General features: G+C 43.7%; 17 protein-coding genes. 14 read left to right on the top strand and 3 right to left on the bottom strand.

Annotated elements, in window-relative coordinates; all coding sequences use genetic code 11:
* Positions 1–183 precede the first annotated feature (183 nt).
* The 3 genes from G5B30_RS02445 (at position 184) to rfbC (ending at position 2,367) form a co-directional block, all read left to right on the top strand.
* Positions 184–672, top strand: a complete 489-nt coding sequence (locus G5B30_RS02445; RefSeq protein ID WP_165318384.1) for an adenylyltransferase/cytidyltransferase family protein — start codon at positions 184–186, stop codon at positions 670–672.
* A gap of 4 nt (positions 673–676) precedes the next feature.
* Positions 677–1,726, top strand: a complete 1,050-nt coding sequence (rfbB, locus tag G5B30_RS02440; protein WP_165318383.1) for a dTDP-glucose 4,6-dehydratase — start codon at positions 677–679, stop codon at positions 1,724–1,726.
* Positions 1,727–1,821: 95 nt separating this feature from the next.
* Entirely contained in the window at positions 1,822–2,367 is a 546-nt protein-coding gene (rfbC, locus tag G5B30_RS02435) for a dTDP-4-dehydrorhamnose 3,5-epimerase (RefSeq protein ID WP_165318382.1), read from the top strand.
* Here rfbC and G5B30_RS02430 read toward each other — a convergent pair.
* From G5B30_RS02430 to G5B30_RS02420, 3 genes are all read right to left on the bottom strand, one after another.
* On the bottom strand, positions 2,348–3,031 hold the full coding sequence (locus tag G5B30_RS02430; RefSeq protein ID WP_165318381.1) for a hypothetical protein: 684 nt from the start codon (positions 3,029–3,031) through the stop codon (positions 2,348–2,350). The two genes, rfbC and G5B30_RS02430, sit on opposite strands and share 20 nt — an antisense overlap.
* Before the next feature lie 90 nt (positions 3,032–3,121).
* Positions 3,122–3,739, bottom strand: coding sequence for a hypothetical protein (locus G5B30_RS02425; protein ID WP_165318380.1), 618 nt, complete (start codon positions 3,737–3,739; stop codon positions 3,122–3,124).
* A gap of 678 nt (positions 3,740–4,417) precedes the next feature.
* Complete coding sequence (locus G5B30_RS02420; RefSeq protein ID WP_165318379.1) at positions 4,418–5,404, bottom strand: helix-turn-helix domain-containing protein; 987 nt, start codon at positions 5,402–5,404, stop codon at positions 4,418–4,420.
* A gap of 311 nt (positions 5,405–5,715) precedes the next feature.
* Between G5B30_RS02420 and G5B30_RS02415 the strand changes: the two genes are divergently transcribed.
* The 11 genes from G5B30_RS02415 to G5B30_RS02365 all read left to right on the top strand — a co-directional run.
* Positions 5,716–7,080 carry a hypothetical protein gene (locus tag G5B30_RS02415; protein ID WP_165318378.1) on the top strand — a complete coding sequence of 455 codons (1,365 nt, stop codon included), beginning with the start codon at positions 5,716–5,718 and terminating at the stop codon, positions 7,078–7,080.
* A 250-nt stretch (positions 7,081–7,330) separates the two neighbouring features.
* Entirely contained in the window at positions 7,331–10,501 is a 3,171-nt protein-coding gene (locus G5B30_RS02410; RefSeq protein ID WP_206366984.1) for a SusC/RagA family TonB-linked outer membrane protein, read from the top strand.
* A gap of 13 nt (positions 10,502–10,514) precedes the next feature.
* Entirely contained in the window at positions 10,515–12,443 is a 1,929-nt protein-coding gene (locus tag G5B30_RS02405) for a RagB/SusD family nutrient uptake outer membrane protein (RefSeq protein WP_165318377.1), read from the top strand.
* 80 nt (positions 12,444–12,523) lie between these two features.
* Positions 12,524–13,699: a DUF5000 domain-containing lipoprotein gene (locus G5B30_RS02400; RefSeq protein WP_165318376.1), complete on the top strand. Its 1,176-nt coding sequence runs from the start codon at positions 12,524–12,526 to the stop codon at positions 13,697–13,699.
* A gap of 11 nt (positions 13,700–13,710) precedes the next feature.
* Positions 13,711–15,126, top strand: a complete 1,416-nt coding sequence (locus tag G5B30_RS02395; RefSeq protein ID WP_165318375.1) for a DUF4998 domain-containing protein — start codon at positions 13,711–13,713, stop codon at positions 15,124–15,126.
* Positions 15,127–15,223: 97 nt separating this feature from the next.
* On the top strand, positions 15,224–16,906 hold the full coding sequence (locus G5B30_RS02390) for an IPT/TIG domain-containing protein (RefSeq protein ID WP_165318374.1): 1,683 nt from the start codon (positions 15,224–15,226) through the stop codon (positions 16,904–16,906).
* Positions 16,907–16,968: 62 nt separating this feature from the next.
* The gene (locus G5B30_RS02385) at positions 16,969–18,300 is read left to right on the top strand and encodes a sialidase family protein (protein ID WP_165318373.1); all 1,332 of its coding nucleotides are present in this window, start codon (positions 16,969–16,971) and stop codon (positions 18,298–18,300) included.
* Positions 18,301–18,305: 5 nt separating this feature from the next.
* The gene (locus G5B30_RS02380) at positions 18,306–20,015 is read left to right on the top strand and encodes a hypothetical protein (RefSeq protein WP_165318372.1); all 1,710 of its coding nucleotides are present in this window, start codon (positions 18,306–18,308) and stop codon (positions 20,013–20,015) included.
* Positions 20,015–21,190: a sialidase family protein gene (locus G5B30_RS02375; protein WP_165318371.1), complete on the top strand. Its 1,176-nt coding sequence runs from the start codon at positions 20,015–20,017 to the stop codon at positions 21,188–21,190. Before G5B30_RS02380 ends, G5B30_RS02375 begins: the two co-directional genes overlap by 1 nt.
* A gap of 40 nt (positions 21,191–21,230) precedes the next feature.
* Positions 21,231–22,340: a family 43 glycosylhydrolase gene (locus G5B30_RS02370; RefSeq protein ID WP_240903078.1), complete on the top strand. Its 1,110-nt coding sequence runs from the start codon at positions 21,231–21,233 to the stop codon at positions 22,338–22,340.
* An 81-nt stretch (positions 22,341–22,421) separates the two neighbouring features.
* The coding region (locus G5B30_RS02365; protein ID WP_206366983.1) for a glycoside hydrolase family 20 zincin-like fold domain-containing protein at positions 22,422–22,718 on the top strand (297 nt) is incomplete at its 3' end.

The following is a 22,718-nucleotide window of genomic DNA, read 5'->3' as shown; positions in this document are numbered from 1 at the left end:
TAATGTTTTTTCGTCGGTATAAAATTAGCAAGACAAAAGTCGTGCCATCTGTTAAAAAATGTAATGTAATAATCGTGTGTACGATAGAGGAAAGGCGTCGACATTCGGGTTTTTAATTGTTGAGTTTTTGCATTAACTTAGTCCTCGATTGACAAACGGTAATAAAATCAATCGAAAAAGACTATGAACACCCAAAAGGAAACCATCACAAAAAAAAGAAGAGATTATAATCCCGGTCCCAGGGTGGGGATTACATTCTCTACATTTGACTTATTGCATGCAGGACACATTATGATGTTGGCTGAGGCCAAACGTCAGTGTGACTACCTCATATGTGGATTGCAGATGGACCCTACGTTGGATAGACCCGATAAAAATAAGCCGACACAAACTGTGGTGGAACGCTATATCCAACTTCGGGGATGCGAATACGTGGACGAAATTGTTCCCTACTCTACGGAGCAAGACCTCGAAGATATTTTACGTTCCTTCAAATTGGATGTGCGTATTGTCGGTGATGAATACAAGGATAAAGATTTTACCGGTCGCAAATATTGTGAAGAGAAAGGTATAGAGTTGTATTTTAACAGCCGTGACCACCGCTTTTCCAGTTCGGGCTTGCGCCGTATTGTTGCGGAGAAGGAAGCGGAGAAGAACGGAAAACAAAAATAAACAGATGACTAAAACCATATTAATAACAGGTGGTGCAGGATTTATCGGGTCACATGTTGTACGGGAGTTTGTAACCAAATACCCCGATTGCCATATCATCAACCTGGATGCTTTGACGTATGCCGGCAATCTGGAAAACCTGAAGGATATAGAACACCGGGCAAATTATACTTTCGTTAAGGCAGATATCAGGGCGGACAGCGCAGTGCAGGCTATTTTTCAGCAATACCAGCCCGATGGGGTCATTCATCTGGCCGCCGAATCGCATGTAGACCGCTCGATAACGGATCCTACGGCATTTGTAATGACAAATGTGATCGGTACAGTCAATCTGTTGAATGCAGCCAAGGAATTATGGAAGAACAATTACGAGGGTAAGCGTTTCCATCATGTTTCCACCGATGAGGTATATGGGGCCTTGGGTGATACCGGCCTGTTTACGGAAGAAACGAGCTATGATCCCCATTCTCCCTACTCGGCTTCTAAGGCTTCTTCTGACCATTTTGTGCGGGCGTATCAGGATACGTATGGGTTGCCTGTGGTAATCACAAACTGCTCTAACAATTATGGCCCGAACCATTTTCCCGAGAAGCTGATCCCCTTATGTATACATAACATTTTAAATAATAGGCCGCTTCCTATCTATGGAGATGGAAAATATACGCGGGATTGGCTGTATGTCGTCGATCACGCGAAAGCTATAGATTTGGTCTTTCATGGCGGTAAAAATGGCGAAAGCTACAATGTCGGTGGTTTCAACGAGTGGCAGAATATTGATTTGGTCAAAGAGTTATGTAAACAGATGGACGAAAAGCTCGGCAGGCCAGCAGGGACGGCAGCGCAGCTGATAACCTTTGTTAAGGATAGACCGGGACACGACCTACGTTACGCTATTGACGCGACAAAAATCAATCAAGAATTGGGCTATCGGCCGTCGGTTACCTTCGAGCAGGGATTAAGCATCACGATCGATTGGTATCTGAATAATCAAGAGTGGCTGGACAACGTGACCAGTGGCGACTATCAGCGGTATTACGAGAAGCAGTATGAATAGGTATGGAGGTGGTGGGGGTGATGAAGGTGATGAAAGTTATTCTATTGGAACTACGTAACTTCGTAACTGTGTAACCCTGTAACTGTGTTAACTACATGAAACTAACAGAAACAAAACTACAAGGCTGCTATATTCTGGAGCCTACTAAATACGGCGATAGCCGGGGATACTTTTTCGAAAGCTTTAACGAGCGTGTCTTTCAGCAGATAAGTGGTACTTCCATCCATTTTGTGCAAGATAACCAGTCTTTTTCGACAAAAGGCGTGTTGCGGGGGCTGCACGCCCAAACAGGCGAATATGCCCAGGCTAAGCTGGTGCGGGTGTTGCAAGGCGAAGTGCTTGATGTGGCGGTAGATGCTCGTAAGGATTCACCGACCTTCGGTCAATATGAAGCCGTTCGCCTCTCGGCGGAGAACAACCTGCAGCTTTTTATTCCACGAGGTTTTTTGCATGGTTTTGTCGTGTTAAGCGATACCGCTGAATTTTTCTACAAGTGTGACAATTTCTATCACAAAGAATCCGAGTGTGGTGTTAAGTTTGACGACCCCGACTTAAGGATAGATTGGGAACTCCCGCATGAAGAGTTGATCATCTCCGATAAAGATGAGATGCTGCCTTTTTTTAGTCAAACTTTTCAATGACATACTCATTAACCCGGTTGGCTCGTTTGTACACTTTTTCAGCCCGCTCGTTTAGGTCATTATACATGTCGAATACCTGCTTACCATACGCAAAATAATCCCTTTGCAGCTGCCTTACTTCGCCATGGGCACCAAAAAACTCCTGCTGATCCCTATCCAGAGAAACAATGTCTACCGAAACTTCCTCGTAGCGTCGATACACCTGGTGTATCAGTTCGTTGTCACCGGGAGCGCACCAATCTTCGTGGTCGTAGATGAAGTCAGCCCAGTTGTCAAACCACTTCCATTCCGGCATCAGGTCTTTGTACAATTCCTGCATGTCTGTGATGTGGGTGTTAACTTCTGCTCTAAACTCACCGATACCGATACTGAAATCCTTATCAACCGGTGGCAGCTCCACGTTGTCGACCAGTTTGAATCCGGCCTCCAGAAAGCTCACCTGATGTTCGATAGGTAACAACCTATACTCCAGTTCGGTTATCTGTACATCAAGTTCATACAAACTGTCTTTATGTGTCAGCAGGTTTTGTTTGGTTTCCCAAGTCTTGTCGTGCATGGCATAGTAGGCATCAAGAGCTTCCTTTTCAAACTCGGGGGGCTGTTTTGTGGTGTCAAATCGGAGTACAATCGGGCGAAGTGGGTGTTCTTTAACAATGATCTTCATGTGTATGCAATGATATGTTTTTTTTACGATATATACGATAAGAAATGGCTATCCGAAAAACGCTTTCGGACAGCCATTCTCTGCTCGCAGCTATAATGCGAAAGTGGATATTACATCCGAATAGTTAGGGACTGTATCCCTGCCCAGATAAGTCACCCGGAATTCGTATTCCTGAAACGCTTCCAGGTTGTCGATTTCCAGTACAGCCTTGGTACTTAATATTCTTTCCCATGCTGTATCGACTCCTTTTTTGCGGTATTCAAACTGGTAATAACGGGCCTTCTTCCAGGGCGTGACCTTTGCCTGCACCCGCAATGTCCCCAGCCCATCAGGCTCCACACGCAGGTGGTTAGCCTTCGGGTTTCGCTCGGTATCAAAAACTGGCTCTTTAGAAGGTGTAAAGCCGGCGCTTAGAATAAGGGTCTCGTTGCCCTTGGCAATGGTATCTACGTATTTGCTTAATTCGTAGATCACATTTTCCAGCTCCGCACGCTTTTCGTTTCTTGCCGAAATGGCAAGCCTGTCGTTGAATAACGCGGCTGTTACACTGTTCCGAAAGACAGTGATCGCTGCCGTTAATGTTGCCAAATCTGGTGTTGGCGTTTCAAATATATCGCTGTTCGTAGCGATATTCTCTGCGATGTCCTCTGCAAACTGAATTAACTGTGCTGCATCGAGGTTTTTGAATTGTGTTGTTGGTCTTCTCATAACCTTACTTTTTTAAATTTTGTTAAACAATTAATTTATACTTCTATGTTAGCTAACGGTACAAAGATGGGAACAGACCCTGGCAAAAGCAGAAAAATTACGGGACATAAAACAGGGGAGAACGAAAATGTTTTTGTCCCATTTTTCAGAATATCATGTAACTTGTTGACTATTAGTGTTTTTTTTGGATAGCGTTCAATGCGATTCAACTAAAGGTGAGTATCATCTGACTCTAGTCAAAAGTGATTGAACTCGAGTTTGATCTGATTCAACTAAAGGTAATCGCTGTCTGACCATAGTCAAAAGCAATTTGACCAGAGTTCAATTCGATTTGACCAAAGGTAGGCGTCATCTAACTCTAGTCGAAAGTGATCGAACCAGAGGTTGATCTGATTCAACTCAAGGTAAACGGTGTCTGACCATAGTTAAAAGCAATCTGACCAAAGGTAGACGTCATCTGACTCTTGTCGAAAGTGATCTAACTCGAGTTCGATCTGATTCAACTAAAGGTAATCGCTGTCTGACTATAGTTAAAAGCAACCTGACCAGAGTTTAATCCAGTTTGACCAAAGGTAGACGTCATCTCACTCTAGTCAAACGTGATTGAACTCGAGTTCGATCTGATTCAACTCAAGGTGAGCGCTGTCTGACCATAGTTAAAAAGACACCTATCTGAGGTCAAAACCCAGACGCATCACGAGGTTTTGATCGACTTCGGTTTTTGCGATCTTCTTCCGGGCTACTATTAAACAAGGTGGTGTAAGCCGCGATAAAGTCAGTCTTTTCAAAATGCAGATTGGCAGCTATCTCCGCTAACGGGCGATCGCCCTGCCGGAGCCATTCCCGCGCTTGATCAAGCCGGGCAACCTGAATCATCTGGCTAATCGTCGTTTTCTTCTGACTAAAGGCACGTGTCAGCGTCTTTTCGGTAACGCACAACTGATCGGCAATTTCCTTTCGTGGGATTTTACGGAATAAGATATGTTGCTTAATATAATCCAGCGCTCTATAGTACAAAGCTACCTCGGTATTGTTGGCCTTATCTTCGAACGCAGCAAGGTCTTCTTCAAACAACTCGATCAATTGATTGACATGATATATTATTTTTGCAGACAAGGAGTAAGCACCGGCGCGCAACTGTTGGATTTTCTCCAAAACACGCTTTTGCTTATAGCCGATTAGGAATGCTTTGTCCAGCTGTGTCGGTTTTTGGGTGAAAAGGAATGTCGCAATCTTTTCGTATTCCGCCTGTAGTGCGGAGAGCTTAGGATCACGGATACCGATCAAAGATAACCAAGTTTTGCCCCGATCGATCTGAAGGATCGTACGCTCTCCATTGTTATGAAAACCGGTATATTCAGTAGCACCGAGATGTTGGATCGTGCCGTTGTTCACGATGGACTTCCCTAAAAATTGAAAGGACATCCACAACATATCTCCCTCATGAAGGAGCTCGAAAGCTTCCGGCCGCTCCAGGGTTCCCTTGAAGCCTATAACCCGTATATGCTCGATATCTTTATAAGTAGCCTGAAGCCCGGGTGCGATCCAAGCAGTTTCCTCAACCTCTAAAAACCGGAAATACAGGCCACTCGCCGGCGGAGCTTCGGGGTAATCCTCCGAATCAGATAGACAAGGTCTTAATATATGGTTAATGGTTGTGTCCAAATTGTTGTTTAAGTTACAATAATTTTTTATTATACTGTAGATGCTTTAAAAACTTTTTTAAATTAGTATTTTAATACAAGCGATTATGAGCGACGGTCCGATAATTACGGCACTGTAATATTCTAAAAAAGAAGCGGTACGAATATTAATATCATTTGCAAAATACCTTTTGTAAAGAACCCTTAGCTGTTTTGTTATATAACAGTCCCGATCATTGCCATGCAAATTCTGAAATATTGTATCAATTCTATAAAGAATAATAGCGGTTTTTAACGACCCAAAGGTCTATATTTGAGCTATTCTTCAAACATATGGATACTAATTTTCAAGCAGGAGCATTGCAAAGAGATATTACCCCTCCATTGGGCACACTAATCAATGGAGAGTTTCAAAGTAGATACGCCAATAAAATTCATGATCCATTGTACGCAAAAACGCTGGCGTTACAGCGTGGCAGCACGATATTGCTATTTGTGGTGGTAGACATCTGCGCTATGCAGCAGGATTTTTTAGATGAGGTGAAAGCTGAGATCAAAAAAATCACGGGGATACCTCCATCGCATATTTTGATTTCCGCGACACACACGCATTCTGCCGGAGCGATTACGGATCTGCTGATGGGCCACGCTGATCTGGCCTATCGACGAAAGCTACATCGAATCTTGGTAGATGCAAGCGTGGATACTTTATCTGTGCTCAAACCCAGCAAAATAGCTTTTGGTACTGTAGATGCACCAGAGCACGTATTGTGCCGAAGGTATAAGATGGCTCCCGAATACAAACCCTCCAATCCGGTAACAGGAGGATATGATTCTGTTAAGACAAACCCTTTCGGTATTGAAGAATACATTGTAGAAAGCAATTCAGAACCTGATACACAGCTGGCTTATTTGGCAATAAAAGGGTTGGATGATAGCTGGATATCCCTTTTGGCAAATTACTCGCTGCATTATGTGGGCGATGCTGAGCGTGGTACGATCAGTGCCGATTATTTTGGCTGTTTTGCCCACAGCCTGAAGCAGGGGCTAGCCCCTGAAGACGACTTTGTTGGGGTGATGAGCAATGGTACCAGCGGGGAGATTAATATCTGGGACTTTATGGGTTCTGCTCGTTATCCGAATGAAATGCATCAAAGAAGTGCCTTTATTGGCCGAGATTTGGCAGATAAGGTCTTGCAGGATATTCCAAATCTCCACTGGGAGGAAAATCCGGTTTTGGAGGTGTTGTTCGAAGAGCTACCGGTGGGCTTGCGAAAGCCATCGGAGTCGGAACTAGAATCAGCAAAACAAACCGTCATGGATACGGATTATGAGCATATTCAATTAGATGATGATGGCTATAGGCGGATCTATGCGAGAGAACAGGTGTTGTTGGCCGAACTTCCCGAGCAAAGAAACTTCCCAATCCAATCTTTTCGTATAGGATCGGGGATTATTGGTGCTTTGGGAGGTGAATTTTTTGCAGAGACCGGTTTAGCATTGAAAGAAGCAGCTCCCTTAGGTAAGTATTTTACCATTTGCTTGGCGAATGATTATGTAGGTTATGTTCCTCCTGTACATGAAATAGCGTTAGGCGGATATGAAACCTGGCGATGTCGGACGAGTTTTTTGGAGGAGATGGCCGAGGAAAAGATCAGAACAGCACTATTGCGGCAGATGGAGTGGCATAATAAATAGCCGGCAATCCCCTCCCCAATTTAAGGAACCTTCTAAAGTTTTTTAGTTGTCGACAAAGGATGAATTTCCTGTATTTAAGCGTCTTAGTTCTTTTTGAAATATAGTATCATTTATCAAGATAATAATTGTAGTTGTGCAATGAACATACAAATATCTTTGTATTGAAGCAGATCTATATGTAAATCCAAATTGACCGATAGGATTAAAGATAGCTTCCAATTTATAAAACTTAAAGAAAACGAATGTTATTATGTTTATTAAGAAAGCAAAATGTAAACGGATACACGTTAGGTGGTTGATGTGTGTCTTTATCTTGCTCAGTACGCATGCCTCTCTTCTTGCACAACAGGGAGGGCATCTTGTTCGTGGGCGAATTTTGAATGATAAAGGAGAACCTATACAAGGAGCTACGGTGACAGTCGAAGGAAGCAGCCGTGGAGTGTTGGCTGATGAGGAAGGACGTTACTCGCTTATGGTAGACAAGAATGGAAAGCTTGTTTTTTCTTATGTCGGTTTCACTACGCAGACATTGTCGGTCGAGACACGTACCGAGATTAATGTTACGATGAGGCCTGTAGCAGATGCCCTGGAAGAAGTTACGGTCGTAGCCTTTGGACAGCAGAAGAAAGAAAGCGTAGTCGGATCTATAACTACAGTTAAGCCTAGTGAGCTGAAAGTACCATCAAGTAACCTGACAACTGCCTTGGCGGGACGTGTCGCCGGTTTGATTGCATTCCAGCAAAGTGGAGAGCCGGGCGCGGACAATGCGGACTTTTTTATTCGAGGGGTAACGAGTTTTGGGTATTCCAACCGACCATTGATTTTGGTAGATGGGGTAGAAGTTCCTGCGACGGAATTGGCACGGTTGCAAGTAGATGATTTGGCAAGCTTCTCTATTATGAAAGACGCGTCAGCGACGGCATTATACGGAGCCCGGGGAGCCAATGGCGTGATTTTGATCACGACGAAAGAAGGACGTGAGGGAAAAGCCAGTATTTCCTTACGTTATGAAACTTCGGCTTCACAACCCACACAGAATATTGAGCTTGCGGATCCGATTACTTATATGGAGTTAGCAAATGAGGCGAGTCTGACGAGGGGAAGAAACAGGCAATATCAATGGGAACAGATAGAGCGGACTGCTGTCGGAGAAGATCCCATGATTTATCCGGCTACAGATTGGCAATCTTTATTGTTAAAAGATCGGACCTTTAATAACCGGCTCAATCTGAATGTCAGTGGGGGAGGTAAGGTTGCACGGTATTATGTGGCGGCGACTTACAACAAGGATAATGGCATGCTTAAGGTCGATAACCGCAACAACTTTAACAATGGTATTGATCTGAAAACGTACGGACTACGCTCCAATGTAAATATCAACTTGACAAAAACAACAGAAGCTATTGTTCGTCTCAATTCGACCTGGACGGATTATACTGGACCATTAGGTAGCGGGGCCGATTTTTACAAGCAGATTATGCGTACGGATCCTGTACTGTTTCCCGCCTATTATGAGCCGGATGAAAAAAATCGTACCACCGAACATATCCTGTTTGGAAATGCTGGCTCGGGGAATTATTTAAACCCTTATGCGAATCTGATGAAAGGTTACCGGGACTATACCAATGCCATGTTTTTAGCTCAATTTGAGGTTAAGCAGGATCTGGATTTCATCTTGAAAGGATTGAAAGCGAGCGGTATGTATAATACCACGCGGTACAATTATTACCAGGTGTCCCGTACTTATAGCCCATTTTATTACGCTTTGTCGAGCTATGACAAGCGAACAGGTGAATATGTACTGACAAATCTGAACCCAACGGTTGGTAAGGAATACCTGGATTATACCGAAGATTCTAAGCAGATTACTTCCGAGGATTATTTTCAGGGTATTTTGAGCTATAGCACGGATATTGGAAAAGACCATTCGGTCAGCGGTATGTTGGTGTATAATATGCAAAATAAAATTTCTGCAAATGCCGGTAGCTTGCAAAATTCACTGGCTAGAAGAAACCTGGGATTAGCTGGACGTTTTACGTATGCATTACAAAACAGGTACTTTTTAGAGGGAAACTTTGGTTACAATGGGTCGGAGCGTTTTGCCAAAGAGCACCGTTTTGGCTTCTTTCCGTCAGTGGGAGCAGCTTGGTATGTGTCTCGAGAGCCATTTTGGAAAAATGGCATACAGCGGGTCGTGTCTAATTTGAAATTGCGCGGAACCTATGGCCTAGTGGGTAACGATGCCATCGGTAGTCTGGATGACAGATTCTTCTATTTGTCTGAAGTCGATCCTAATATATCGAGTGCGGGTTACACCTTCGGGTCCGAATTTGGAAATAGGATATATGGTGTGTCAGAGGGACGTTTGGAGAACCGAGATATTACTTGGGAGACTTCACGAAAGCTGAATCTGAGTGCTGAAGTAGGATTGTTCAATATGGCTAATCTCGTCGTGGATGTGTACAAAGAGCATCGGTACAATATCTTAATGACCCGTGCGCATACGCCAAATACGATGGGGGTAGTTGTTTTGCCACAAGCGAATGTGGGGGAGGCAGAGAGTAAAGGTATAGATGTTTCTTTAGAGCTGAACAAAAATTTTGCCAGTGGCTGGTTTGTTTCCGGACGGGGGAATTTCACCTACGCGGAAGGTAAATATATCAAATATGAAGAGCCGGATTACAGTGCATTTCCGTGGCGCTCCCGTGTGGGCTTACCCATTGGGCAACAGTTTGGTTTTGTCGCCGAACGCTTATTTGTCGATGATGAGGAAGCTTATAACTCACCGCAGCAGTTTGATGAGGTATTAGGCGGCGATATCAAGTACAAGGATATTGATCAGGATGGTGTGATTACGAATCTGGATATGGTGCCTATCGGTTATCCGACGACGCCTCGGATGACCTATGGTTTTGGATTCTCGTTGGGGTATAAAGGTGTAGATTTCTCTTCTTTCTTTCAAGGGTCTGCCAAATCTTCATTTTGGATAGATGCGGCAGCTACGGCTCCGTTTGTAAGTTATAGGTCTCAAAAAGAGATAAATGATGGCTACCTTTCAGGTCTCGATTTACAGAATCAGCTCTTGCAGGCGTACGCTAACGATCATTGGTCCGAAGACAACAGAAATCTGAAAGCACTCTGGCCACGATTGAATGATATTACGAGTACAAATAATACCAAAGTAAGTACCTGGTTTATGCGGAATGGATCTTTTTTGCGTATCAAACAGGTTGAATTGGGGTATACTTTCAAGGAAACCTTGACCAGACGGATTGGGATAGACAAGATAAGAATGTATATCAATGGTACCAACTTGTACAATTTCTCCAAATTCAAGCTTTGGGATGTGGAAATGGGAAGTAACGGTCTGGGGTACCCACTGCAGCAGGTGTACAATTTTGGAGTTCAGTGTTCACTATAATTATGTGTCAGTTATGAGATTAGCAATAAAAACAGCTTTAATCCTTATCGTAAGCAGTTCGTTTTACGGTTGCCAAAAATATTTGGACGTTGTTCCGGATAATATAGCCACGATAGATGATGCCTATAAGGACAGGGTAAGTGCTCAGCGGGCATTAGCGACCTGTTATAATCAGATTCCTCGCAATGGGACACGCTATGATCCCGGTTTTGCCGCGGGCGACGATATTTGGATCCATCAGTTTCTTGATGATGGTGGTCTAGAACGTTGGAGGCAATATCATCGGGAGCTGGCTGTCAACGGAAATAATGTCACTCGGCCGCTATATAGTTATTGGCACAATATCGAAGGTGGAAATGCATTATGGAAAGCTATTCGGGATTGTAATACCTTTATTGCCAATGTACACAAGGCAAGGGACTTGGATAGCTATGAACGGGAAGAATGGATTGCTGAAGCAAAAACGTTAAAAGCCTATTATCACTTCTATTTGATGCAACTGTATGGACCGATTCCCATTGCCCGGGAAAATCTGCCCGCCAATGCCTCTGCAGAAGAGTTGATGGTCTATAGGGAACCTATTGACGATGTGGTGGCTTATATTGTACAACTGCTGGATGAAGCTATACCGAATCTGGATTTGGAAGTGGATAATATGGTGTCCGATGCGGGACGTGTAACGAGACCTGTTGCGGCAGCGATTAAGGCCAAAGTATTGGTGACGGCAGCCAGTCCTTTGTTCAACGGTAATCAGGATTATGCCAATATGATCGATAAGCGAGGTGTTGCCTTATTTAATACGATTGAAGATCCGAATAAATGGGCATTAGCCGCTGAGGCTGCCAAAGACGCTATTGATATAGCCCACGAGGCCGGGATTAAATTATATCATCATCAGACGACTTTTAATGTCAGTGATGAGACTATAGAGGTCATGCAGGTGAGCCAGATTATCGCAGACAAGTTCAATGAGGAGCGAATATGGAGTTTGTCTGATTTTAATAGCAGCAGTCCAAATATCCAAAATCTTGGATTGGAACTGCGCACGATACCGCGGCTCCACAGTGATCATCAAAACGTAGTGTACCAATGGTTTGTACCTACGCTTAAAATGGCCGAATTGTTTTATTCGAACAACGGGGTTCCAATAGAAGAAGATGTGGATTATGCGTATGACGATCGCATGACCCTCACTTTTGTGCCGCAAGACCAAGAAGCATATATGCAGCCGGGATACAGGACGATTGGTTTGCACTTGAACCGTGAACCTCGGTTTTACGGTTCTTTGGGCGTCGATGGTGGTTGGTGGTTTGGTTTAGGACGAACTGATGAAAATGCACAATGGCCTTTGGATTTCAAATTCAAATCCATAACCGGAGGAATGATCGGCAATCAGCGCTATACGACCACAGGGTATTATATCAAAAAATTATCCAATTTTATGTCGGCTTATACCGGCAAAGATACCTATGTTGGAAAGCCTTTTGATTTTCCTTTATTCCGTTTGGCAGATCTTTATTTACTATATGCGGAAGCATTGAACGAAAGTTTGCCTACACCCAATAGTGAAGTATATCATTTTGTAGATCTGATCAGGCTCCGGGCGGGGTTGAATGGTGTTGTCGATTCTTGGGCGCAGCATTCCAAATTTCCTCAAAAACCAACTACGAAAGAAGGGATGCGGGAGATTATCCGTCAGGAACGGAATATTGAACTCGCTTTTGAAGGGCAACGCTTTTGGGATCTGCGAAGATGGAAGAAATCCATCGAGTATATGAACCAACCTGTTCGGGGATGGAATATAGAAGGTGAAACACCGCAGGAATTTTATCAGGTAATTACACACAACCGCAGCCAGTATACATTGCGGGATATACTGTGGCCAATCATGCAGGATGAGGTACTACGAAATAAAAACCTGGTTCAGAACCCGGGATGGTAAGATTGGGAATTAGGAATTACGAATTTGTAATTGTGAATTTTCAACTCTCCATTTTCAATTAAAAACAAAAAGAGATGAATATGAAAAAAAAGATAATGTATCTGATCTTACCATTCCTGATTTGGGGATGTGGAGAAGATTATATCGGCCAATATGCCTTGGATGATATTCCACCCGGGCCGGTATCGGGAGTTTCTGTGGAAAATATCCCAGGTGGAAGCGTCATCAGCTATATAGTACCAACGGATGAAGATTTTTCTTATGTCAAAGCTGTCTATAAAGTCAATGGTCAAACTAAAGAACAAAAATCATCGGTCTTTAACCGGAAAATAACGTTGGAAGGTTTTGGCAAATCTGTCGCACAACAAATCGAACTGATAGCCTATGATAAAAGTGAAAATGCCTCTACGCCCGTTAAAGTAGATATTCAACCTTTGGATGCGCCGGTATTTGACATGATCGAGGGGGTGACAATCAAGGATGATTTTGGAGGTATACGTGTTGATTGGCAGAATCCTCACAAATCGGATGTGGTGCTGACGGTATTGACAACCACCGATCAGTATGGAGAAGAAGAATGGACAGAGGCGGATCGGTTTTATTCCAGTGCGGTAGCCGGAGGTGCCAATGTACGAGGATACAACGATGAAGAACGTTTTTTTGGATTATACTTTAGGGATCGCTGGGACAATTTTTCCGATACGTTGTATATAAAAGCCAAGCCTTTCTTTGAAGAGCAGTTAGACAAATCCAAGTTTAGTCGTTGGAATCCTTCGGGAATACCTTATAATGCTTATAATACGGTAGATTGGAAGATAGAAAACCTCTGGAACAACGTGATATCGGGAGGTGGCGCTGGTTTTGCGAGCTATACACATGATAATACCTTTAATATGGGACAGATGGCTAAGCTGAGCCGTATCAGAATTAACAACCGACCAGAGGAAACTACATTATATAATTTTGCCCATCCCAAGAAATTCCAGATATGGGGATCCAACCATCCCAACGTAAATGCGGATTTCAGTACATGGACACTATTGGGAGAATTTGATTCGTTTAAGCCTTCAGGATTGCCTTTGGGTGAGTTTAATGATGATGATTATAACTATGGACATGTCAATGGAGAAGAATGGAATTTTCCACTGGATATCCCTCCTGTACAATATATACGTTGGTATGTGATCGACACATGGGGTGGATCAGAGTATACGCAAGTTATGGAGATGACCTTATGGGGAGAAGTTCAAAAATAAATACAATAAATATGAGAACGATTATCATTAAATATATATCGTGGCTATGGGTTGGTTGTTTTGCCGTGCTTACTTCCTGTGACAGGATGAATGATCTGCATGACGAATACCTCCAACGGGGAGAAACAACGTACTTGGCCCGACTGGACCAAGTCAATATTCACCCGGGAAACAAAAGAGCGGAGCTCGTGTTTGTGAACAAAGACCCCAAAGCCCGGACGATGACAGTGTATTGGCGTTCCAGAACAGATTCTGTGGTATATACCATACCGGACAATAGTGTTGGGCAGGAACTGGAGGTGCAATTGCCTAACCTACCTGAGGATTTTCTGACATTCGAGTTGGTAACCACCACTTCGGATGGCAAGAGCAAATCATTAACGACCGAACTCTCAAGTAGAATATATGGAGATAATTATCGAGCCAGTCTAAATGCTCGATTGATTGATAAAGCCATCTATTTAGAATCTGCCAATGAGCTTGACATTACCTGGAAAGGTGTTTTTGAAGGTGCCGTTAATATTGAAATTGAATATGATGGTACAGATGGCAATACCCGAATGGTGGAGCTTCCGATAGAGGAGAGATCTATACTTTATCTCAATATGTTCGATGGAAATCTAAAGTATAGAACAGGATATCTGCCTACAGAGAATGCCATAGACACCTTTTATACGGAGTACAGCGATTTGCCATTCTCTGAGCTGTATGTGGTCGAAGGATTAACATTTAACGGGATTAATCAGTATATGACAATAGCGGATCATCCCGATTTTAACATTAGTTCTGGAGAAGTATTAAGTATTTCTTTATGGATCAAGACACCAGTAGGCAACAAGACTCAAAGACTCCTAATGAAACGTTATACTTCTACTACTGCTGATCCTGTTAATGGTAATACAGGATACGGTATCGCGCCTCTGTCTAATCGCCGTACCTACGCCGATTGGTATTATAGATCTGGCTCGAATCCAAATCCCGGCGGAGGAGCGAACGTACTTTCGGGAAATGACTATTATCCATTGGATACTTGGTTTCATTTGACAGCCATATTTGATTCATCCACGAAGCAAATAAAATTATACCAAAATGGAAATCTGGTCGGTACGGCGACTTTACCCGCGGCTGTTCCGGAAAACCCCAATGTCGTTAATATTTCCGACGTCCTTGTTGGAACATGGAAAGAGTCTTCCACTGGCTCTCTAAAAGAGTTTTTTAATGGTGAGATCGCATATCTGCGTTTTTGGAAAAAAGCCCTTAGTCCGGAAGATATCCTGCAAGATATGGCTAATCCGGTTACTGCAGAGACACCGGGTTTGGTCGCAGCCTATGACCTGAGAAAGGTACTAGGGAGCGGTACTGATCTGACGATTGCGGATATAAAAGGAAATCATACGGCTGTATTGCACGGCTTTAGCAGGCCATAGAATTTTATACATTAAGACTTTAAGATCCCTTGTCTATCTGAGGGATCTTATAAAAGAAAAAGAATAGGAAATGAATTGTAAAATAAAAGGTACATATATGAAAACTATTTTATTGAACTTGGTGTGTATGTTCGTCCTTCTGGACGCTACATCGTGCGCGAAGAAGACCGAAGATCCGAATACAAAAGTTGACGAGAATGCGCTGTCGCTTAAATTGATATTGCCTAATGTCGCTGCATCGGGGGCTACAGTACAGATGCAAGGACGTGGATTTGGGAATAGTCCGGAAGCTCTTCAAGTCAAGTTCGGCGATGTGATGGGCGAAGTATTGGATCTATCTAATGGTATTATTTCGGTGAAAGTCCCGGAATTGGCTGATGGGTCAAAGATCGGTGTATCTGTCGTAGTAGGAGGTAATACCTCTAACATAAAGTCATTCCGTGTGCGAAAAATAGAAGAGCCTGTAGTAGTGCAGAAAGATACCATCGAATGGATAGAAGACAAAAATCCCAATATAGCAGCTATCGAACATGGTATTATGTCTTATGATGAGCAGGTGGTCAAGTACATACGTAATGGACAACAGTTGTTAGAAGTTGAATTAAGTAAACCATCGTTGATCGTAGTGGCCGAGGAAGAGGTTGGCTGGGGCTTTTATCAGTTTCCTTCTATACGTCGCTCTTTGTCCGGACAATTAGCTGCTGGCTGGTCCATGAATCATGATAATGCGGAGAGCTACGGAAAACCATCGTCAGGCATCAATAGCGCTGTGTCGAATGATGGCGGGGAAACTTGGACAACGGTCGCCAAAGGACCTACCGGAGCGGGGATACTGCTAAGCAATGGGGATAGAATTGCTATCAGTACCCCGGCTGCTGTTCCATTAGAAGATTTAGAACTCCTGGATCCAGTGGCCACCTTGCAAGATCAATCGACCTACTCAAGGATATTCAAAATCTACGAGTACGATAAGTTACCGCTACAGTTGCAGGGCACATACCAATCTCGTATGAAAAAAGGACAGACTTCCTGGATTGCCGAACGAGGGGCACTGGTCAGTCCTAAATTAGCTCGATACGCTGACGGTAATGTATTTCCAGTGGTTTGGTGGGGTGATATACAGGAAATTTCCGATGGAGTATATACTTGTCCTTATCCCGGTTTCGAAATCAATTCAAGTGGCGGGGTAGACCCTGCAGGTGTCATCTGTTACAAGTCGACAGACTTTGGTAAGACCTGGGTGAAGCAAGGTAGCATTACTTATCAGCCTGACCTTTCCTTGGATCCGAATGGTAATAAGCGGAAAACACTTGGATGGACGGAGCCGGCTTTTGCAGCCTTAAAAAATGGCACTTTCTTATCTGTTCTTCGGACACAAGACGGTTTTGGAAAGGGCCCGATGTACTGGACAACTTCGACCAACAATGGCGTAAGCTGGTCTGCACCAAAAGTGTTTACCGGAAATGGGGTGCTGCCTAAGCTATTGGAACTGAATAACGGTGTCGTAGCATTGGCATCAGGAAGGCCGGGGGTGCAGTTACGTTTTATGCTGAATAATGATCCGAATGATTGGTCGGAACCTTTTGAGATGTTGCCTTGGCTAGAAGGAGAAGGTTCCTCCGCAGGTGACCCTACAGGTACTTCCTGTGGGTATACACAAATGTTGAAAATGGATGATAATAGTTTTTTGATTATTTATTCGGATTTTCAGTATAAAACACCTGAGGGGCTAACCCGCAAGGCTATCAAAGTAAGGAAAGTGACGGTTAAAAGGATATAACTCTGTCTAAATCGTAAGAAAAAATAGTGTGAACAATATTAAGTTGCAAATCACAATATATAATGAGAAGATACTACGGATTGCTTTTTCTGTTGACAGGATGTGCAGTGCAAACGCCGGTTGCCAAAGTGCAAGACGCGCGGTTTGATGCAGATAGGCAACCTTTGAAAGAAGGTATAGCTGCGTACGATAAAATGAATTATATCTATCAAAAAGATGGCCAGAATCTTTTTAAGATTAGTTTTGGTGAACCTATCGTCGTAGCCGTTGCCAATAAAGCTTATAAGTGGGGATTCTTTCAGTTCCCGAGTTTGTATACTTCAGACCAAGGTGAAATAGTTGCCCGGTGGAATATGGCCGATGATCATGCGGAAAGTTATGGAAAGGGAGGAAATGGCTTTGCTGTTTCAAAAGATGGGGGGAAAACTTGGGAACGACCTGCCAAGCAGCCTATCGGGGGAGGACTGGCATTAAAAAATCGAGAATTTTTAAATATCCATACACCGGCTGCTATTCCTCTTAAAGCGCTTAAATTGCCCGAACCTATTGCTACTGTCAGGGAAGCATATGGACGTACATTTAAATTTTGGAAAACAAAAGATCTGCCCAAGGAATTGCAGGGCGTGTATTTGTTGCGTCGGACAAAGGAAAGTAGCACTTGGACGATAGAGCATAATACCATCCTGGAACCTGATATGGTTCGATATTCGGACAATAATTTATTGCCTGTCGTATGGTGGGGCGATATGAAGTTAAAGACTGATGGTACTATTGTAGCGGGAGTATATCCTGGATTTACTTTTCAGAATGGCGCTGTACCTCCATCTGATGTTCCTTTTTATGAATCGCAAGATAATGGGAAAACCTGGCGGCTAATCGGTCGCATCCCTTATGCCTACGATCCGGTAAAGGATCCTAAAGGCGGCCAACGACATGCTTTAGGCTATACGGAACCTACATTTGAGATTTTGAAAGATGGCACGTATGTATGTGTGTTAAGGACGACCGATGGATTGGGAAACAGTCCTATGTACATTAGCCGGTCTGACGATGAGGGAAAGAATTGGACTAAACCGGTCGCCTTTACGAAAAATGGCGTATTGCCCAAGCTACGGCAATTGGATAACGGTGCTTTGATATTAGCTTCTGGTAGACCCGGAATGCAAATACGTGTCGCTCTGGATAAAGAGGGAGATACCTGGTCTGATCCCTTTGAAATGTTACCTTGGGTTGAAGGCGTGCATGAAAATAATATTTCGTGCAGTTACCCTGAAGTATTATTTACTGGAAAGGATAAGTTTTTGTTGATATACTCGGATTTTAGGTATAAAACTGAATCAGGAGAATTGAGAAAAGCCATTAAGGTTCGTGAAGTATCTATTAAACTTTTGTGATATATATGTTAGTTAGACTTTTTACTGTTGTACTTGTCTGTCTGGTCAGCAACTATGGCCTGTTTGGGCAGGACGGTATCATTCATTATAACCAGAATACGGGTTTTAGATTGTTGTTTGATTATCACCACCATAATCTTCCGTCGACCAAAGTAGGTAATCATATCGTTACCGGGAGTTGGTTGGATTCGGACGGGAGGTACGGTTGGAATGATTTTGTGCATACGAATACATTTGACCATTTGTATACTATCCTTTCCGATGAGTATGCCATATCCATGAGCCGTATAGCTTATAATGATAAGACGTTGAAAGACTATAATGGAGTTGTGATTTTTGCGGCAGATAATCCGGCATTGATTTCGGATGCAAAGGTGATAAGTGATCAGGAAATTGTGGTGTTAACCAATTTTGTGAAGAGGGGAGGTAGTCTCATGGTGATGTTGAATGCTGTAGAGAAAGACCGTTTTAACGAGTCTTTTGAAACTAAACAAGTGAAAAAATTGTTGCGAGGCTTTGGTTTGACGTGGAACAATGACGATACCCACTATTCGGACAATGTCATACCATCAGGACATTCCTATTTCTACGATGTGCCGGTATTTCATTATGGAGCGGGTTGCACACTTAAAGTATTACCGGAGGCGGAAAGAGCTGAAATTTTATTGGATGTCTATTCGGATAGTACATATCAAGATCGCTCGGTGTCTGGGGCTGGTATTGTGATGGTTCGGCCGGGCAAAGGAAAGGTAATCCTGGTGGGAGATGCAGGGTCTTGGACAGGAAACATTTCCAGACCTTGGGCCGATAACGGAAGGATCTTGACGCAGCTATTTCGGTATATGAAACCAGATCGAGGTGTACATCCTGCTGATTATTCGATACATCGGTCTTTACACTATGATGTCAGTGTGGCGGGGTTGCAGGCTGTTCCGGGAGCTAATTCTCTTTCTAAAATAAACCATACAGAATATAAGCTTTTCATGCCAAGACCTACGACTCAAATGCCTTATTTTGAAGCGACGGCAGCGTTGGATATTTCTGTTCAGAAGGATACATTCAGCAATTCTTTTCTTTCTGATATCTCGGTTCATAGTTTCAAATGGTTTGATAAATCAGCCGAGAATAATGAAGACCAAAAGATCTCGATGCGGATAAATAGGCAGGGAAAGATTTCGGACGTAAACACGAAAGGAGCGTACGCACAATGGCTGGCTCCCGATATCGCTATACTTTCGGCATTGTTGCCTACAGATGGACTACAACCGGGAGATAGATGGCAATCCGTAGAGAGTATCAGGATACCTGCTTTGCGCGCGACAGATCTACCGGCTGTAAAAATGAAAGAGCTGGATATCCACTATGAAAAAGATATATTGTATGAAGACACACCTTGTAGATTATTGGTGTCTTCTGGGGAAGCATGGTTGTCCGACTGGGGCATCACATTAGAGGATATATTGCCGGAAGAGGAGGTCAAGCGTGTCGGTAAATCGAATTACCGATTCTTGCACGAGCGTGGAGGCAAAATTCTGTTTAAACGTGAGCAATGGGTGGACAAGGAAACAGGTGTCGTGTTGGAGGGACGATTACAGACCCGAATAATTACCTGGATACAGGATAAACGAAAACCCGTGGGTATTCGTAACCTTGATAAAGATAATGAGTCCATCGTATCTATGGCAAATATGACGACATTTAAACTTAGAAGATAATGAGACAAAATTGTAGGAGATTAAGCGCTACTTTGTTTTGCTGTTTATTATTGACTGCTGTATCTGCACAAGGTAATAGTGGTTTGCGTAAAGTAAAGGATGTGATTGTTTATCGAGACACCTTGTTCTATAACGCTTTTCCGTCTGTCATAAAAAAGAAAGGTGGCGAACTTCTTGTCGCATTCCGACAAGCGCCTGACCGGCGTTTGTTAGGTGCTTCACACAATATGCATGTAGATCACAATAGTTATTTGGTGACTGTCAACTCTAACGATGGGGAAACTTGGACAAAAAATTCGCAGATACTTTATGCCCATGCCTTTGGCGGATCACAAGATCCTTGTTTGTTACAGCTTAAAGACGGTACGTTGCTTTGTGCGAGCTATGGCTGGACAACTGTAGATAAAAGTTTGATAGATAAATCGCCTAAACCTCTTTTCCATACGAATGAGTTTGTTTTTTTAGGAGGATATATGTTGCGGTCGACAGATCAGGGTAAAAGTTGGAATGGACCTTATTATCCTCCTCATATTCCTGATGAACGGCATGTAGGGCCATATGGAGAAGGTATATCTGCTTATAACCGTGGTGCCATGTTTGAAGCCAAAGATGGTCGTATACTCTGGGTAGCTGTCGCACACGATAGTATAGGGAAGACTTCGAACTATCTGTTAACTTCAAGAGATAAGGGACTGACATGGGAATATATTTCTATTGTCGCAAAAGATGAGCGGATATCTTTCAATGAAACTTCGGTCTATGAAACACCTAAAGGAGATATTGTCGCTTTCATGCGGACCGCTAATTTTGGTGATCAGGCTTGTATTGCACGGTCTACCGATGGAGGGAAGACCTTTTCCTGGCAGTCCATGGGCTTCAAAGGGCATCCGTGCCATGCTCTGAGGTTGCCGGACGATCGGGTATTGCTTGTCTATGGTTATCGGCATAAACCTTATGGTATACGTGCCCGTATACTGAATGCAGAATGTACGGATTTCGATACGGCAGAAGAATTTGTTATCCGAAACGATGGGGGCAACGGTGATATAGGCTACCCTTGGTCGGTACAGTTGGACGAGCAACGCGTATTGGTTGTTTATTATTACAATAAGGATAATGGAACGAGATTTATAGCAGGTAGCGTTTTGGAAATAGGATCTCAAAAAGGGAAATAAACGTATTCCAGAAGTATTTTAACTGAATTTGGCGAATACCATGATGAATAAACATTTGAAATACGCCGTATTGTTTACGATAGCGGTCTTGGTTATAGGATGCGGAAAAGGCAACGGTCCGGATAAAAAGGGGGAAGGATTGCCGGCTCCGGATGAGGGTACAAAGGAAGAGGTTTCAGGCAGCTATACCAATCCGGTTTTTGAGCCGATACTGGCAGATCCGACGGTCATTCGGGATCCCGGTACGGGTATTTTTTATGCAGTCGGTACGGAGGACAACTGGGGGGATGGCAAAGGCAGCCGGCTGATGCCCGTACTGAGGTCTACGGACCTGGTGAACTGGAGGGTATCGGGTGCAGCCTTTATTACCAAGCCCGCATGGAAGAACAGCGGTTTTCTGTGGGCAGCGGACCTCAACATGATCAACGGCATGTATTTCCTTTATTATTCCTATTCCCTGTGGGGGGACACAGATCCCGGAATAGGTCTGGCCACGTCTCCCGGCCCGTCTGTACCGTTTGTGGACCATGGCAAACTGTTTACCAGCAGTGAAGTGGGCGTGCCCAATTCCATCGATCCGCTGTACTGGGAAGAAGGGGAGAAAAAGTACCTGTTCTGGGGAAGCTTCAGTTCGTCATCCAATCAGGGTACCTATGGAATAGAGCTGGCACCGGACGGGAGATCGGTCCCTGACCTTAGCAAAAAATTTAAGATCGCGGCAGGAGATTTTGAAGGGGTCATGCTGCACAGACGAGACGGATATTACTATTTCTTTGGCTCAAAAGGTGGCTGTTGCAGCGGAGCATCCAGTACATACCATGTCAGGATTGCTAGATCGACAACACTGGCAGGACCTTATTTAGACAAAAACGGAAACGATATCCGTGAACGTGGAAAGGGAACATTGTTCCTGCAGGGCAATGCGATGTATGCCGGTCCCGGTCACAATGCACGTTTGATTACCGACGATGAGGGAACGGACTGGTTCATATACCATGCGATAGATAAGGAAAGAGGGACGGTCGCCAGTGGGGCTAGTCGTCGGGCACTCATGCTTGACAGGGTGACCTGGGTGGACGGATGGCCTGTGATAGAAGGGAACTCGCCCAGTGTGACCGCAAAGCCGGCACCGGTATTTAAGAAGAAATAAATGGACTGGAAGAGGCATAACCCTGTCAGAATATTCCATATACAGATTCATAAAGATATTATACAAAGTTTAACATATAACATGATACGGAAGATTTTCTATTGTTTAGCACTGCTGTTTTGTTTTTTTGTGAGCGGAGCCCAAGAGTCCGGACAGAAACTGTCACTGATCCCCGAGCCGTTGCATGTGGAGCAGCATAAAGGTTCGTTCAGGCTGGACCGGAATGTGGCTATCCGGGTCGACGAAGGAAACCCGGAACTGCTGAAACTGGCCGATCTTTTTGTGCAGGGGGTATATGACCGTACTGGGCTGGCCCTCAAAAAGGGAAAACCAGATGGAAAAGGGAAATCCATCCTTTTGGAACTGGTCCCCGACACG

The organism is Sphingobacterium sp. SGG-5 (assembly GCF_011043525.1).
GTDB lineage: Bacteria > Bacteroidota > Bacteroidia > Sphingobacteriales > Sphingobacteriaceae > Sphingobacterium.
This window is presented reverse-complemented; position numbering and strand designations above follow the sequence as displayed.